The sequence below is a fragment of the Wohlfahrtiimonas populi genome (assembly GCF_002006795.1).
Taxonomy (GTDB): Bacteria; Pseudomonadota; Gammaproteobacteria; order Cardiobacteriales; family Wohlfahrtiimonadaceae; genus Wohlfahrtiimonas; species Wohlfahrtiimonas populi.
The window spans coordinates 1-559 of the sequence record NZ_MVDN01000054.1; the positions used below are offsets into that span (position 1 = coordinate 1).

At 35.7% G+C, this 559-nt stretch carries 2 protein-coding genes; both read left to right on the forward strand.

Going from position 1 to position 559, the window contains the following annotated elements:
• Positions 1 to 203: DUF4189 domain-containing protein (locus BZK16_RS13970; protein WP_143691214.1), on the forward strand; the 203-nt coding region annotated here is incomplete at its 5' end.
• A gap of 103 nt (positions 204 to 306) precedes the next feature.
• On the forward strand, positions 307 to 559 hold a 253-nt coding region (locus BZK16_RS13975; protein ID WP_143691215.1), incomplete at its 3' end, for a DUF4189 domain-containing protein.

Consider the following 559-nt stretch of genomic DNA (forward strand, 5'->3'; position numbering starts at 1 on the left):
GTAAAAAAAATAATTGTAGTTTAGCAACTACATTTTATAATGGCTGCATTTCTGCATATTGGGCGCCTAATAAAAAATATGGTTGGGGCTTTGATGGTGTCGGTACTCATAATGCACGTGCACGTGCAGCCAAGTCTTGTCGAGAAAAAGGCGGTGATGGTTGTGTGGAAATATTAACTTTTTGTACTACAAGAATTCTTTAACTCTTTATATAGAGATTTGTGTATTAAGAGGCCTGTTATTCAGACCTTTTTATTTAGACTATAAACCTATAAGTATTGTAAGAAGTTTAGGTAGTGTACAGGTATGCCTGATAGATTAGGGACTGGAGGAACGAATAGTGCTCCTGGNTGTATAAAAAAACATAATGGCATAAAAAGTAATTGTGTATTGGTTCGTTCTTTTTATAACAGCTGTATTTCTCTATACATGGGGAATAATACTAAAGGTGGTTGGGGTATAGATGCTATGTATACCCATAACGCAAGAGCTCGTGGAGCTCAAGCTTGTAAAGAACAAGGTGGAACTGGATGTAAAGAAATACTAACTTTTTGTACAA